14 protein-coding genes and 1 pseudogene are annotated in these 15,283 nt (G+C 44.8%); 14 read left to right on the top strand and 1 reads right to left on the bottom strand.

What is annotated here, in order from left to right; all coding sequences use genetic code 11:
* Nucleotides 1–370 precede the first annotated feature (370 nt).
* A complete protein-coding gene (locus DW981_RS15225) occupies nt 371–511 on the bottom strand; it encodes a hypothetical protein (protein ID WP_182434278.1) in 141 nt (46 codons plus the stop codon).
* Nucleotides 512–647: 136 nt separating this feature from the next.
* On the opposite strand from DW981_RS15225, the gene DW981_RS12635 reads away from it, so the two are divergent.
* From DW981_RS12635 to DW981_RS12575, 14 genes and pseudogenes are all read left to right on the top strand, one after another.
* Nucleotides 648–1,010, top strand: coding sequence for an Asp23/Gls24 family envelope stress response protein (locus tag DW981_RS12635; protein ID WP_022024434.1), 363 nt, complete (start codon nt 648–650; stop codon nt 1,008–1,010).
* 35 nt (nt 1,011–1,045) lie between these two features.
* A complete protein-coding gene (locus tag DW981_RS12630; RefSeq protein ID WP_118507977.1) occupies nt 1,046–2,713 on the top strand; it encodes a DAK2 domain-containing protein in 1,668 nt (555 codons plus the stop codon).
* A 157-nt stretch (nt 2,714–2,870) separates the two neighbouring features.
* Nucleotides 2,871–4,910, top strand: coding sequence for an ATP-dependent DNA helicase RecG (gene recG / locus DW981_RS12625; RefSeq protein WP_118507976.1), 2,040 nt, complete (start codon nt 2,871–2,873; stop codon nt 4,908–4,910).
* A gap of 73 nt (nt 4,911–4,983) precedes the next feature.
* The gene (locus DW981_RS12620) at nt 4,984–6,573 is read left to right on the top strand and encodes an AAA family ATPase (RefSeq protein WP_118507975.1); all 1,590 of its coding nucleotides are present in this window, start codon (nt 4,984–4,986) and stop codon (nt 6,571–6,573) included.
* A 119-nt stretch (nt 6,574–6,692) separates the two neighbouring features.
* A complete protein-coding gene (gene rsmD, locus DW981_RS12615) occupies nt 6,693–7,262 on the top strand; it encodes a 16S rRNA (guanine(966)-N(2))-methyltransferase RsmD (protein ID WP_118507974.1) in 570 nt (189 codons plus the stop codon).
* Between the two features lie 29 nt (nt 7,263–7,291).
* Nucleotides 7,292–7,777, top strand: coding sequence for a pantetheine-phosphate adenylyltransferase (gene coaD, locus DW981_RS12610; RefSeq protein ID WP_022024532.1), 486 nt, complete (start codon nt 7,292–7,294; stop codon nt 7,775–7,777).
* Between the two features lie 33 nt (nt 7,778–7,810).
* A complete protein-coding gene (locus DW981_RS12605) occupies nt 7,811–8,416 on the top strand; it encodes a hypothetical protein (RefSeq protein ID WP_022024533.1) in 606 nt (201 codons plus the stop codon).
* Nucleotides 8,409–9,131, top strand: a complete 723-nt coding sequence (gene zapA, locus DW981_RS12600; RefSeq protein ID WP_182434277.1) for a cell division protein ZapA — start codon at nt 8,409–8,411, stop codon at nt 9,129–9,131. The genes DW981_RS12605 and zapA overlap by 8 nt, the downstream gene beginning before the upstream one ends.
* A 75-nt stretch (nt 9,132–9,206) precedes the next feature.
* Complete coding sequence (locus DW981_RS12595; RefSeq protein ID WP_243034754.1) at nt 9,207–11,060, top strand: U32 family peptidase; 1,854 nt, start codon at nt 9,207–9,209, stop codon at nt 11,058–11,060.
* On the top strand, nt 11,018–11,626 hold the full coding sequence (locus DW981_RS12590; protein ID WP_118507971.1) for a U32 family peptidase: 609 nt from the start codon (nt 11,018–11,020) through the stop codon (nt 11,624–11,626). Before DW981_RS12595 ends, DW981_RS12590 begins: the two co-directional genes overlap by 43 nt.
* A 26-nt stretch (nt 11,627–11,652) precedes the next feature.
* Complete coding sequence (locus DW981_RS12585) at nt 11,653–13,167, top strand: FtsW/RodA/SpoVE family cell cycle protein (RefSeq protein WP_243034753.1); 1,515 nt, start codon at nt 11,653–11,655, stop codon at nt 13,165–13,167.
* The gene (locus tag DW981_RS15760) at nt 13,079–13,669 is read left to right on the top strand and encodes a hypothetical protein (protein WP_243034752.1); all 591 of its coding nucleotides are present in this window, start codon (nt 13,079–13,081) and stop codon (nt 13,667–13,669) included. Before DW981_RS12585 ends, DW981_RS15760 begins: the two co-directional genes overlap by 89 nt.
* Nucleotides 13,582–14,604 carry a penicillin-binding transpeptidase domain-containing protein gene (locus DW981_RS12580; protein WP_243034751.1) on the top strand — a complete coding sequence of 341 codons (1,023 nt, stop codon included), beginning with the start codon at nt 13,582–13,584 and terminating at the stop codon, nt 14,602–14,604. Before DW981_RS15760 ends, DW981_RS12580 begins: the two co-directional genes overlap by 88 nt.
* 76 nt (nt 14,605–14,680) lie before the next feature.
* A pseudogene (locus DW981_RS12575) lies at nt 14,681–15,132 on the top strand (NUDIX domain-containing protein).
* The last annotated feature ends 151 nt before the right edge of the window (nt 15,133–15,283 follow it).

Genomic DNA, 15,283 nt, shown 5'->3' with positions numbered 1-15,283 from the left:
CGGAAACTCGAAGTCCCGGAAGCAAGGTATTCATCATTTTTGAAAGGGACTTTGCGCTCGTCGTTACTTATGTCTCGTATTTCAGAGACATTAAGTAACGTGACGTAGCGCATCGTAGCGAAAGCGTCCCGTCCAAAAATTGATGATACCTTGCTAAACCGGGACATCTCACACCTTCCTTCAGGCATGTATTCATCAGAGACTTAACAAAATAAGAAATCACGTAAAAACTCTGCGTTCTGCGACAATTGTCTTAGTTTCTTGATGGCAGAATAATTTACTTTTTCGGCTGCAAAATAGCTATTATTTTACTTACATAATAAGCAATATGTGACAACATGGTATTTTTTGATGTGCGAAGTTTGAGTTATTAATACGAACAGAATAAATTATAGCCTAAAACAAGGCAGAGCAGGATGATCAATACGGCAATAACAGCGTTTGAAATAAAAAACATGATTGTCATGCCGATGGCGATCCAAAACAATATAAAACCAATCATATGACGCATAAAGCCCCTCGCTTGCACAATTGTGTAGAATAGGATATACTAATACAGTGTATCTTAATGTTAGTATATGACAAAGATTTTAAATCTTGAATAAAACATATTTAAGATGTAACAGCATAGAAATGGAGGAGTATTTATGAAAGGCAAAATGAATGCAAAAATGGGCAACATTATTATTGACCGTGATGTTTTAGCAAAATATGCCGGGGCTGCGACAGCAGAATGTATTGGTATTGTGGGCATGGCGGCCGTTAATGTAAAAGATGGCGTGATCAAGCTCCTAAAGAAAGAGAATGCAGGACGCGGTGTGAATGTATATGTTGTGGACAACCGTATCAAAGTGGAACTTCATATTATTGTAGCATATGGTGTAAGTATCCGCGCAGTTGCTCAAAACGTGCTTGAGCATGTACGTTATAAGATAGAAACTTTTACCGGAATGGAAGTAGAACAGATTAACGTCATCGTTGAAGGTGTTCGTATTGTAGATGAAGATTAATTTACCGATTTGCAAACACAAGGAGGATTAAAGCAGTGAGCGTTCAGACAATTGATGCAAAGATGTTGCAGAAAATGTTTTTGGCAGGAGCAAAGGGTTTAGAGGCGAAGAAGGAATATATTAATGAATTGAATGTATTTCCGGTACCGGATGGAGATACCGGAACGAATATGACGATGACCATAATGGCTGCAGCGAAAGAAGTAGCCAATCTTCAGAATCCGACATTGACCGAATTGGGTAAAGCGATTTCCAGTGGTTCACTTAGAGGAGCAAGAGGAAATTCCGGCGTTATCATGTCCCAGATCTTTCGCGGTTTTGTCAAAGAATTAAAGGGATTAGATATTATCGATGTGACAGCGTTAGGAAATGGCGTGCAGCATGCTGCAGAAACGGCATACAAAGCAGTCATGAAACCGAAAGAGGGTACGATCCTTACCGTTGCAAAGGCAGGAGCGGACAAGTCGATGGATCTGTTAGTGAACGGAGATACGGACGATATTATCAAATTCTGCGATGAAGTCGCTGCTGAAATGGAGGGAGCATTGCTGCAGACACCGGAATTGCTGCCGGTACTGAAGCAGGCGGGAGTTGTTGATTCTGGCGGGGAAGGTTTGATGACATTTATTCGCGGTGCGCTCGATGCCTTGAAGGGTAAGGCAACGGATTTCACAGTGAATACAGGTACAGCAACCCGCGTGGTTAATGGATCTGTCGGCGCTTCTGAAGAAGAGGATATCCGCTTTGGTTATTGTACGGAATTTATCATTATGCTGGAGCGCGGCGAAGATGTAGTCGAGAGTCAGCTTAAGGAATATTTGCAGAAGATCGGTGACTGCGTTGTAGTAGTAGCTGATGATGATATTGTAAAGGTACATGTACACACCAATGATCCGGGTCTGGCGATTCAGAAAGCACTTACGTATGGTTCTTTGACCAGCATGAAGATTGACAATATGCGTGAGGAGCATCAGGAAAAGGTGATACGAGATGCACAGAAAGTGGCCGAGTCGGCAAGCGCACCAAAGAAAGAGGAGCCACGTAAAGAAAATGGTTTTATTGCCGTAGCAGCCGGAGATGGATTGGCAGATATTTTCCGTGATCTTGGAGTGGATTATGTGATCGAAGGCGGACAGACAATGAACCCAAGTACGGATGATGTATTATCTGCAATTGAGCAGGTGAATGCAGATAATATCTTTGTTTTGCCAAATAATGGAAATATTATTTTGGCAGCAAATCAGGCAAAGAATCTGACAGAAGATAAGGAAGTGTACGTCGTTCCGTCCAAAAATATTCCGCAGGGAATTGCTGCAATGATCAGTTTTGTCAGTGGAAGATCTGCTGCAGAAAATGCAGAATCTATGGAAGAAGAGATGCAATTGATCAAATCCGGTCAGGTTACGTATGCGGTTCGTGATACGAATATGGATGGCAAAGATATTAAGCAGGGTGACTTTATGGGCCTTACTGATAAGACGATCGTATCGGTTGGCAGTGATCTGCAAGGTACAGCAAAGGAATTGATCGAGTCTCTGTTAGACGAGGATTCTGAGTTAGTCAGTCTGTATTATGGCAGTGATGCAACGAAGGAACAGGCAGAGCAGCTTGCAGAGGATATTGAGAAAACACATGAAGATGTTGAAGTAGAAGTACAGTACGGTGGTCAGCCGGTATATTCTTACTTTATTTCTGTAGAGTAATAAGCGAGTATTAAGAAACGTTTTCGAGAAAGGGTTGTCATACTGGTCGGACAGAGCAGCGTGATGATCCTTTTTCAATAGAGACTCTAAATCTTCTAAAGCCGGAGTAACTGTAAAGTGATGGATGATTTTCGAGCTACGGAGGGAGGAGACATCGTTGCGAGAGAGGGATAGTATACGCAATATAAAAGGGGTGGGACAAAAAGCAGAAAGCTTGTATGCAAAGCTGGGAATTTATACGATCGGAGATCTGCTTGCTCATTATCCCAGACAATATGATGTGTATAAGCCGGTACAGCCGGTATCGGAAGCGGTGGACGGAAATGTGATCGTTCTGGATGTAAGCCTGGCAGCTAAGCCTAAGATCAGTTATGTGCGTAATCTTAAGATTGTAAGCTGTACGATGAGGGATTCCAGTGGCTCTATTCCAGTGAGTTGGTTTAATATGCCATATTTACTCCGTTCTCTTAAAATGGGAACACATTATCTTTTGCGAGGAAAAGTTATATCCAAACGGGGACGTCTGATGTTGCAGCAGCCCAAAATGCTGCAATATGAGGAATACCGCAGTATGTTGTACCGCTTGCAGCCGTTGTACCCATTGACAGCGGGACTGACAAACAATGCGATCAAAAAAGCTGTAGATCAAGCACTATCGCAGGCTGAGTTGGATGCAGAGTTCCTTCCGCTGGATATGCGTAAAAAATATAATCTTGTACTGCATAAAAAAGCGTTGCAGGATATTCATTTTCCGTCAAAGGAAGCGGATTTTTTTGCTGCAAGGAACCGTTTGGTTTTTGAGGAGTTCTTTTTATTTACGCTGGCAATGCATCAGATGAAACAAAATCGTCATCAAAAACCATCAGACTATATACTGCATCCGGGGGATAAAGTATTTGCACTGCTAGAGAACCTTCCTTATGAGCTGACAGAGGGACAGAAACAGGCAGTGGACGAGATCGCGGCAGATGTTTCATCAGGATTTGTGATGAATCGATTGATCCAGGGCGATGTTGGATCCGGTAAAACCATTGTTGCACAGATTGCGTTGCTAATAGCTGTGGAGCAGGGACATCAAGGGGCGATCATGGTGCCGACAGAAGTGTTGGCAGAGCAGCATTATGAGACATTTTGCGAAATGTTTGATCCCTTGCAGGTTCGAGTCGGTCTTTTGACCGGTTCTATGACGGCAGCGGCAAAGCGCGATATGCAGGCTCAGATCGCAGCGGGAGAGATTGATATTGTAGTAGGAACGCAGGCGCTCATTCAGGATAAGGTAGAGTATAAGGATCTTGCGATGATTGTCACCGATGAACAGCACCGTTTTGGTGTGCGTCAGCGCGAAAGTTTTTATGCAAAAGGGCATACACCACATATGTTGGTCATGAGTGCCACACCGATCCCACGCACGTTAGCGATCATTTTATACGGAGAACTGGATATTTCAGTTATCAAAGGACTTCCTAAGGGTAGACTTCCAATTCAAAACTGTGTTGTGGATACCGGATATCGTCCGCAGTCGTATCGATTCATTGAGAAAGAAGTAGAAAAAGGGCATCAAGCATATGTGATCTGTCCGATGGTGGAGGAAAGCGAGAATATGGAGGCGGAAAATGTCACGGATTATGCTCAGACACTGCGGGAAGAGATGTCGACTAAGATACGGATCGAAGTGCTGCATGGCAAGATGAAACCGGCACAAAAAAATGAGATCATGGAGCGATTTGTCTCTGGAGCGATTGATGTTTTGGTATCTACGACGGTGATCGAAGTTGGTATCAATGTGCCAAATGCCACAGTGATGATGGTCGAAAATGCAGAACGGTTTGGTTTGGCGCAGTTACATCAGCTTCGTGGACGTGTCGGAAGAGGTTCGGCGCAGTCTTATTGTATTTTTATGATGGGCAAACCTTCCAAAGAAACGAAGCAGAGACTGCAGGTGCTAGAGCAGTCCAATGATGGATTCCTGGTTGCAGAAGAAGATTTGAAACTGCGCGGCCCCGGGGATCTGTTTGGCATCCGACAGAGTGGAGACTTGAATTTTAAGCTGGCAGATATTTATCAGGATGCAGCAATACTAAAACAGGCAAATGAAGCGGCGGCTGGATTTGAGCGGACGGATATAATAGAAATGTGCAAAAAGTATCGGGGATTGCGTGAAAAAATACAAACCTACACCGACGAGATCTTTTTGTAAGAACATTGCATTTTGAAGGTAAAAATAGTACACTTAATTTAATTGTGTGTTGGAACGGTAAGGGAGGTTGCATATGGTGCAGGCAGGGTATACGACAGATAGATTACTGCAGATTGGGCGGTCAAACTATGACCGGCTATGCCTTTTTTGTGAAAATTTGGAACGCAGCGGTCTCTGGGAGCAGGCAAGACAGGTTATGAAACAGTCCGCTAAAATGATCTTAGATCGTTACGTGCAGTCTGTACTAGTGACTTTTGCAGCGGCAGAGGGCATTGTGACAGAAAGTGAAAGAGAGTATATTGCTATTATCACGGATTCCAATCTATTAGCAGTTTCACCGGAGATCCCTGTGAACGGAGAGTTGATTGAGGAGTGCAGACGGTTTTGCGGATTTCCGCCGGTGCTTTTACAGCTGTGTGCAGCTTATGACGATGAATATATGCAGCATACCGGAGAGCAGTTTTTGGATTCCTTTGTCAATATCATTTTGTGTATGGCGTATATGGTGGATCGGGAAAGTGTTCTGACGCGCCGGTTTGTACGTGAATTTTATGACAGGGTAAGTGTATTTGTGGATACAAAGGATGCTTGGAATACGGAAGAGTATCTGTTTCACAAATTATATGGGACGGACATTCTAGATGATACAAGATGGCTGCATGTCCCGGTAAAAAAGCAGTCTGCAGAAGTGATGGCAGAGTCACCGGCAGCCGCACAGGCGAGCAATGAATGGAATGTAAGGCAGGACAAGCTGGAGGAACAGTTACAGCAGGAAATGGCGCGTAAGCAGTTTCAGGCAGTTAAAAAACGTATTCAGGAACGTGAGGAGGCAGAACGCAAAGAGCAGGAGGAGCGTCTGCAATGCCTGTTAGATGAGCTGAATGCGTTGGTTGGTTTGCAGGGGGTAAAGGATGAGATCCGGTCTCTGGTTAACTTGATCCGTATTCGCAAGCTTCGGGAAACGATGGGACTTCCGCAAATGGATATGTCATATCACATGGTATTTACCGGTGCACCGGGAACCGGCAAAACGACAGTGGCGAGATTGGTGGCAAAAATCTATCGGGAGCTTGGGATCTTATCCAAGGGAACCTTTATTGAAACGGACCGATCCGGGCTTGTGGCAGGATATGTCGGCCAGACGGCACTTAAGGTGCACGAATTGGTCGAGCAGGCAGTTGGGGGGATTCTTTTTATTGATGAAGCATATGCCCTGGTCAATCCTGATGTTCCGAATGATTTTGGTATGGAAGCAGTGGATACATTAGTAAAATTGATGGAAGACCACCGAGATGATCTGATCGTCATTGTGGCAGGTTATACAGAAGAAATGCAGTCATTTTTGAAATGCAATACGGGTTTAGTATCGCGATTTAACAAATTTATCGATTTTCCGGATTATTCGAAGGAAGAGCTCATAGCGATCCTAGATGCAATGGCCGATAAGGCTGGACTGCAATTGGAAGAATCTGCCAGAGAGGCGGTGCTTTTGTCGTTGCAGGCAAAAACGGAAGAAGAGTGGAATGTATTTGGAAATGCCAGAGGAATTCGTAATCTGTTTGAAAAGATCGTGATCAATCAGGCAAATCGTCTTGTCAGACTGTCTGCACCAAGTCGTGAAGATTTGATGAAAATTCAGCGGGAAGATGTGGAAGTTGTTTGACCACATCGCATGATTATGCTAAAATGGGGTGCAGCAGAGTGACGTTACAAGGTCACTTATTACGATGCACTTTAGATGCACTTTATATATATAATACGAGAAATGAGGATTGGATTAATATGAGAGTAGTGGCTGGTTCCGTGCGAGGCTTTAATTTGATCGTTCCGTCTGGAAAGAATACCAGACCTACTACGAATCGCATTAAGGAGACATTATTTAATATATTGCAATGGGACATTGCAGGATGCCGTTTTTTGGATTTGTTTAGCGGAAGTGGTGGAATAGCGATCGAGGCGCTTAGCCGTGGCGCAAAGGAAGCGGTTATGGTAGAGAAAGATCGGGAGGCGGTCCGCTGCATTAAGCAGAATGTACAGCATACGAAGATGGATGACAGATCACGGGTCATGCCGATGGACGTGATGCAGGCTCTGCGCCGTTTGGAACAGGCAGGACAACCGTTTGATATTATATTTATGGATCCGCCGTACCATTTGGATCTGGAAGAGCGGATCGTACCATATTTGCTGCAGTCTTCTCTGGTGAAGGCCGGATCTTTGATCATCGTCGAGACAGCGTTAGATACGGATGTAGATTATATGTATGAGCTGGGCTGCGAGGTAGAGCGTATCAAAGAGTATAAGACGAATCGTCATGTCTTTTTGCGGGTATCTAGTGAGACAGAGGCGTAGAGAATCAGAAAATGAGGGACAAGAAGACTATGAACAGAGCAGTATTTCCCGGAAGTTTTGATCCGGTGACGGTAGGACATATGGATTTGATCGTGCGTTCTGCCAAAATGTTCGATGAAGTTATTGTTGGTGTGCTTCGCAATGCAGCCAAGCAGCCGCTTTGCACAGTGGCAGAGAGGGTATCTCTACTGCAGGAGTTGACAGCAGAGATTCCGGGCGTGCGCATAGAAGCTTTTGATGGATTGTTGATTGATTTTGTAGATAAGATGGATGCCTGCGCAGTGATCCGCGGTTTGCGTACTGCGGCAGATTTTGAGTATGAATTGCCGTTGGCACAGACAAACCGTCATTTGAATGCACAGGTAGATACGGTATTTTTGGCGACTTCGCCGGAACATTCTTATATCAGTTCCAGTGGTGTTAAAGAAATTATTCAGTTTGGTGGAGACATCACCGGATTGGTGCCGCCTTCTGTACAGCAGTTTTTGTTGGATAGGAACACAGATAACAGATAATATAAACAGGCAATATGCCGCAAGGAGGTACATATGGTAAGCAGTAGAATTGAACAAAAAATCGAAGATATTTATGCATTTGTTGAGAGTTGTAAACCGCAGGCGTTATCACAGTCCAAGGTTGTTGTGCCGAAGAATGATCTGTATGATCTGTTAGATGATCTGCGCCGTGATGTACCGGAGGAGATTACGCGTTATCAGAAAATGCTCAGTCAGCGAGATGCCATTTTGGAGGATGCTGAGGCAAAAGCGGATGCGATCAAGTTGGATGCGCAGGAGCAGTACAAAGCAATGGTAGAGGAACATGCGATCATGCAGGAAGCATATCAGCAGGCAGAAGAGACGGTAGCGCGTGCGAATGCAGAGGCACAGGCGATCATTGATACGGCAAGACGTCAGGCCGAAGAAATTGGCAATGGAGCTATTTATTATACGACAGATATGTTAGAGATGGCAGAAAAAGCGATCGCCAGAGCATGCGAGAGTGCAGTAAGCAATTCCAGAGCACTAGAGACAGCACTTCGCGGTCATTTGGATATTATTCGCCACAATAAGGCGGAACTTACCGGTGTGAATGCAATGGAAGAGGAAGAGCCACAAGAGGCACCGGAAGAAAGGGATGAGGAGATCGATGAATAAAAAGATTGATGTCGAGGTGGTGATCGGCGGTAAGCCATATACGTTAAGTGGTTATGAAAGCAGTGATTATTTACAGCGCATTGCGATGCATATCAATGGCAAGATAGCAGAGTTTCGTGCACAGGAGGGTTATGCAAGACTTGAGACGGAGCTTAAGAATGTCTTGCTTGCTATTAATCTTTCCGATGATTATCAGAAAGCACAGAACACGATCCGGGAGCTTAAGCAGGATAATGAAGATATGGAAAAAGAGCTGTTTGATATGAAACACGAGATGATATCGATGCAGCGGGAACTTCAAGAAGCCAAAGATACCGTTAAGAAGCTTGAGCAGGAAAAAGAATCCGAAGAACATCGAGCGATTCGCTTGGAGACAGAGTTAGAGCAGCTGCGGAAAGAGATTGCTAAAGAAGTTGTGCAAAAGGAAGAGACAGTAGATGTGGCTGCAGATACTAAACCATCTGCAGAGTTGACAGCTACACAGCAGACTGCTCCGGAAAATGCAGACAAAGAGGAGACCGTTGAGAAACAGGATGTCGCCGAAGATGTGACGCATTCAGAGGATACAGAAGCGGCGGTAACAGTGGAACAGACAGACAATGTTGCTGAGGAGGCCAAAAGTCCGGAAGAAATCGGGCAAGAGATAGCAGCAACAATCGGCAAGAAAGAGCCTGCCAGGAAAACGTCGCGCAGCAGTCGCAAGAAAAGACGGTAATAAATATAACGATAATTGGAGAGGGACTGGGTCTATGCACAACAGTCCCTTCTTTCTTAAAGTATGGAGAACTGGATGATGCAGAATAGAACAAAACGCAGAATAGGAGTGCCTGAGATCCTTGCTCCGGCAGGATCGATGGAGAGCCTTAAAGCGGCAGTAGCCGCAGGCTGTGATGCTGTGTATATGGGAGGGTCCAAGTTTGGTGCCAGAGCATATGCTCAGAATCCGGAAGAGGATGAAATGGTGGCAGCGATACGATATTGCCACTTGTACGGAGTAAAGCTTTATATGACGGTAAACACCCTGTTGAAGGAACAGGAATTGCAGAGCCTTCCTACGTTTTTGCGGCCGTATTACGAGGCGGGGCTTGACGCTGTGATCGTGCAGGATATGGGCGTTTTACGAGTGATCCACCAGTGCTTCCCGGATCTGGATATTCATGCAAGTACGCAAATGACCTTGACCTCCGGTATGGGAGTGGATGATCGATTAGCTGCTTACGGTGTAACGCGGATCGTTCCGGCAAGAGAACTGTCGCTGACGGAACTGCAGCAAATGCGGCAGCAGACGAAGATGGAGTTGGAAGTGTTTGTACATGGTGCATTGTGCTATTGCTATTCCGGTCAATGTTTGATGAGCAGTATGCAGGGTGGTCGTAGTGGCAACAGAGGACGCTGCGCACAGCCGTGCAGAATGCAATATGATATAGATGGCAGCAAACGTTATCTGTTAAGCCCAAAGGAGTTGTGCGCACTACCTTTGCTCGGAGAGATGATCGAGGCAGGGATCGATTCGTTCAAGATCGAAGGCAGAATGAAGCGGCCGGAGTATACGGCGTATGTGACAGCTATGTATCGCAAATACCGGGATCTGTATTTGGAACTGGGTTCTGCAAAATATCGGGTCTGGCAGCAGGAGCATGCGGCAGAGTGGGAAGATGATCTACGTAAGCTTGCCGAAATATACAATCGAGAAGGATTTACTGATGGCTATCTCGAGGAAAAGCCGGAGCAGATGTTAGCGGATAAGCGTCCAAAGCATGGAGGCGTTTGTGTGGGAACAGTGCAGGATGTGGATAAACATCAGGTGCGTTATCGATTGGAACGTCCGATATTTGCACAGGATGTGTTAGAATTTCGCGGTGCGGACGGTGTCAGTATCTATGAATACACGACGGGATCTTCCTATCATGCGGGTGAGCTTGTGCAGACGCGCTATCAGAAAGGCTGCCGGATTGCGAAGGGTGATCGGGTGTTTCGTACCAGACATCAGGTATTGTTAGAGGAAATACGGCAAGATTTCGTAGAGAGCACACCGAAGCTTACTATAAATGGGCAGATCCGAATTGTTGCCGGAGAGCCAATCCTCCTGCAGTGTGAATATGAAAATGAAATATTTGCGGTAACAGGAATGATTGCGGAGAATGCGGTGAAGCGTGCTGTTGCCAAAGAAGACGTTGTCAGAGTGTTATCCCAGACCGGGGAGACACCGTTTGAATGGGGAAGTCTCGACGTTGATCTGGGAGCGGATGTCTTTGTCCCGATTGGGGAATTTAAGAAACTGCGAAGAAATGCTTTGACGGGTCTGCAGGATCGCTTGGAACGTCTCGGCAGCCGGGAGGTTGACGAAGAGCGGATCAGGCAGATGCAGGCAGAGATCAAGGCAGGCGCACAAGAAGATGCCTTGATTTCGGAACTTAGAGACCCAAAGGATGTGCAGCAAAGTGCGGCGGTATCCGATGAGAAGCAGTTGTATGCCGTCTTACAGCACGATTGTATACAGGAAGTGATCCTGAGGGAAGAATGGTTTGATAATGCAGTGATCGAGGTGCTGTTGCAGCGGATTAAGGAAAGTAAGAAGCGGGCGGTACTTGCGTTGCGACGATACTCCGTGCGCAGGCGATCACGGAGTATCGAGCACTATTAAAGAATGTTTCACCGGACGGTTATCTGGTTCGCAGTCAAGAGGGATACCAACTGTTATGTGATATAGGAGTAAAACCGGAGAGGATTCGTCTGGATGCCAATATGTATATTATGAATTCGGAGGCAGCTGTCTGGTGGCGGGAACAGGGAATTACACAGTTTACGGCACCGTGGGAGCTGACAAAGCGTGAACTTGCGGCTGTAACAGCCGGAAGGGATATGCAGTGGATCTGCTATGGCAGGATTCCGTTGATGGTATCGGCACAGTGTATTTTCCGCAATATAAAAGCCTGTCTGAAAAACTCTGGTAAGGCGATGGCAAAAGTATTTGCGGGAGAAAAGGGAAGGCGGTATATTGTACGCAACTGTTGCAAATATTGTTATAATATAATATATCGGGAGGAACCGTTTCAAATACCATGCTCTATGGAGCGGGAATTTTGGGAAGAAGTGCATCAGGTGCGCTTTGAATTTACCACAGAGACGGCAGAAGAGGTACATGCAGTGCTAAAGGATGAAATCATCCGGGATCACTGTCGTGGACATTTCGATGCAGGGATTCAGTAGGGAATACAGTAATAAAAGGCAGACCAGTGTCGGCAGACAGTCGGTCTGTACAGAAATGGAAGGGTATGGTTATCGGTATGGATAAAAAGGAAGCGGCGCAGAAATTAATGAGTATATTTGGTAATGTAGATGCGATCGCGGTACTGCATTCCGTATTAGTGGGAATATCAAAATATATTATCATTATTGTTTTTGCGGTTTATACATGGCATTGTTTTACAGTATTTATTGGCAAAAACATGGAGCGCAAAGAGGAAATATACAGACGACAGAAAAAGATCATGTTTACGATACATTTTATCTGTTCGCTAGTATTATTTTTGAACAGTCTGTCGATAAAAATTGTTCTTTTCTATGTGGCACAGGTCGTTTTTTTGGTGTTGGTGGACAAGGCGTATTCCTATGTGTATCAGAACCTGTCCAAGTTAGTGATGAACAATATGTTAATGTTGCTTACGATCGGATTTTTGATGATCGAGCGATTGAATATGGATTTTGCAATGCGGCAAATGATCTTTGCGTCGGTGATCTGCGTGGCAGGTCTGTTTATACCGTGGATGATCGAACGGTTTTCTTATTTTGACCGGTTTGGGTGGTGGTATGCTGGAATCGGTCTGGCAATGTTAGCACTTGTTTTTGTGATCGGTGTGGAGCGGTATGGTGCAAAAAACTGGATTCAGATCGGAGGTTTTGCGATGCAGCCTTCAGAATTTGTAAAGATTATTTTTGTGTTTTTTGTAGCAGCACTGTTAGCGCGCTCTGTGCAGTTTGTTGATGTGGTCAAGGTTTCTGTAGCGGCGGCTGCACATGTGTTGATACTTGTTGTGCAAAAGGATCTTGGTGCAGCGTTGATTTTTTTTATCACCTATGTGATCGTATTGTATGTGGCAAGTCAAAATTCGTTGTATTTGATCTCAGCATTGGCAGCGGGAACTTTGGCAGCAGTCGTGGCGTGGAGACTCTTTTCACATGTTCAGGTTCGTGTGCTTGCATGGCAGGATCCATGGAGCACGATTGACAATGAGGGATATCAGGTTGCAAGATCACTATTTGCCATAGGCACTGGTGGGTGGTTTGGCATGGGTCTTGGAGAGGGAATGCCAAATTCTATTCCGGTGGCATCCAGTGATTTTATTTTTTCGGCAATCTGCGAGGAGTTGGGTGTTATTTTTGCAATCTGTCTGATATTGGTAGAGATCAGCTGCTTTGTATTGTTTGTAAACATTGCACTCAAGATGAAAAGACGTTTCTATAAGCTGACAGCCCTTGGATTAGCGGTAGAATATATTTTTCAAGTGTTTTTGACGATTGGTGGAGTTACTAAATTTATTCCATCGACAGGAGTTACATTACCGTTGATAAGTTATGGCGGAAGTTCTGTGATGAGCACGATCATACTGTTTTGCATTATACAAGGGATGTATGTGTTGAATTTTGAAGAGGAGGATCAAGATGGGTCGAAGGAGCAATATCAGAAAGAACAGCGTGGACGAAACACATCCGCCAAGAGAAAGCGCCTCAGCCAGACGCAGGTCCGATAAACAGGCACAGAAGCAGCTTCAAAAAGAGCGCAAACGAGGCAATAGACAGATTTTATTTATCACATATGCCTTTGTGACTTTGTTTTTGGCGATGGCGGGATATTTGGCGTATTTTACGGCAGTGGACAGTGAAAAAGTAATTAATAATTCACACAATAAACGCCAGAAGATATTAGCAGAAAAGATTACGAAGGGAAGTATTTATTCACAGGACGGTGAGGTGCTTGCGGAGACTGTGACGGATGATGACGGCAACGAATACCGATCGTATCCGGAAAAAAAGAAATTTTGTCATGTTGTGGGGAGAACGGATAATAGTATGACAGGAATTGAGCTGTCGCAGTGTTATCCGATGCTGACATCACACATGAATCCTTTTGCACAGCTTGGCAATACATTGCGCGGTGAAAAAATATGGGCGATTCGGTCTATACGACGTTGGATGCGGGATTGCAAAGAGTGGCGTACGATGCACTTGGAGATTACCGTGGAGCAGTCGTAGCTTTAGAGCCGGATACAGGCAAGATCTTGGCGATGGTTTCTAAACCGGCTTATGATCCGAACACTGTCTTAAAAAACTGGCAATCGCTGGTTCGGGACGATGGGGAAGAATCTAAATTAGTCAATCGTGCATCGCAGGGACTTTATCCGCCGGGATCTACGTTTAAGATTGTGACAGCGATGGAATATATGATGGAAAATCCGGATAGCTATAAGGAGTATCGTTATCGCTGCAAAGGAACCAAAGTGTTTTCCGGCAGCAGGATCAACTGCTATAGCAGAGAATGGCATGGAAGACTGTCCCTGTCAACTGCATTTGCAAAGTCTTGCAACGGTGCCTTTGCAGACATTGGAACAAGACTCGATCTTAATTCCTACCGTAAGTTTTGTGAAAAGCTTTATTTTAATCAAAAACCATCTGTGGAGTTTGAGGCTAACAAGAGTCGATTTGCGTTGAATGCCAAGTCAGATGCTGCAGAAGTGACGCAGACAGCGATCGGACAGGGTAAGACGTTGATCACGCCATTAGAAAACGCAATGATCACTGCGATGGTTGCAAACGGTGGCGAGATGATGAAACCATATGTGGTAGACCGTGTAGAAAGTGCGAATGGACGTATCGTTAAGCAGTATAAGCCGAAGTCACAGGGAAAACTCGTGGATGAATGGGTTACGGAAGCAATGACCGGAATGATGGAAAAAGTGGTAAATGAAGGAACGGGAACGCTGCTAAAGACATCTGCGTATCAGGTGGCAGGAAAGACCGGTTCTGCAGAGGCGGATTCGGATGGTACAACACATGCATGGTTTGTCGGATTTGCACCGAGTAATCATCCAAAATTAGTTGTCAGTATTGTTGTGGAAGGTGCAGGAACCGGCGGAAAATACGCGGTTCCGATTGCAAAAAAGATGTTTCGGGAGTACCTTTCGAAATAATGGTTAGCATTGCATTTATGGTAGAATGATAGTATACTATACGCAAGAAAAGTAACCGCACGAAGGAGGAAATGCAATGATAGAAGCAACCAGTTGTGGCGGTGTGGTGATACACAGAGGCAAGATATTGCTTTTGTACAAGAATTACAGAAATCGTTACGAAGGATGGGTCTGCCGAAAGGGACTGTGGAACTTGGCGAAGAGTATAAAGAAACGGCACTCCGTGAAGTAAAGGAAGAGAGTGGCGCTGATGCCAGTATCATCAGCTACGTTGGGAAGAGCCAGTATTCGTTTGCTGCGGCAGGAGACACTGTTGTCAAAGATGTACATTGGTACTTGATGATGGCAGACAGTTATTACAGTAGACCGCAACAGGAAGAATATTTTGTGGATTCCGGATATTATAAGTTTCACGAGGCTTATCATCTGTTAAAGTTTTCTAATGAAAAGCAGATATTAGACCGGGCGTATAGTGAATATATTGATCTTCGCCGTCGAAATTTATGGGGCAATCCAAAGTATTTTTAACGGCAGGGTAGGAAATTTCATTTCTTGAAAGGATGACTTTCCGGCTAACTTGAAAAAGTAAATTCCAGTGCAGGGGTAAATTCCACCTCACCTTAAAATTACTTGATTTTTTAGAATTTCAGAGAGCTAAATATCTATAAAACTGTTATAA

The sequence above is a fragment of the Clostridium sp. AM49-4BH genome, assembly GCF_003478335.1.
In the GTDB taxonomy this organism is placed as follows: Bacteria; Bacillota; Clostridia; order Lachnospirales; family Lachnospiraceae; genus Butyribacter.
This window is presented reverse-complemented; position numbering and strand designations above follow the sequence as displayed.